Source organism: Corynebacterium sp. HMSC078A10, assembly GCF_001811565.1.
Taxonomy (GTDB): Bacteria; Actinomycetota; Actinomycetes; order Mycobacteriales; family Mycobacteriaceae; genus Corynebacterium; species Corynebacterium hesseae.
The window spans coordinates 1-307 of sequence record NZ_KV805188.1 but is presented as its reverse complement, the minus strand read 5'-3'; the positions used below and the strand labels follow the sequence as shown (position 1 = coordinate 307).

Genomic DNA, 307 nt, shown 5'->3' with positions numbered 1-307 from the left:
CTGTTTTAGTCTCTGTGCTCATGGGGGATATCGAAACCTACATCCGCCTTCGCAACTCGGGGATTGCGCTGGTGGAACACATACCCAGCTCACCCGACGAGCTCCGCGCGCTCGGCGCGGATGCCTCCGATGCTGCCGAACTAGCACGCCTTAACCAGGTGTATTTCGGGCCCACTCGCTTTAGCGGTAAACAACGCAAAGCCCGGACCGCAGCCCTTCAACAACGCCACAGCCTAGGCACCCTCACACTCATCGAGTCCTACACCGCAAAAGTCAAGAAAACCCTCGACGCCTGGAACCTGCGAAT

At 58.3% G+C, this 307-nt stretch carries 1 pseudogene; it reads left to right on the top strand.

From position 1 onward, the window contains the following. Positions 1 to 20: 20 nt before the first annotated feature. Positions 21 to 307 (top strand): annotated as a pseudogene (locus HMPREF2808_RS02730) (HNH endonuclease); the annotation flags it as partial.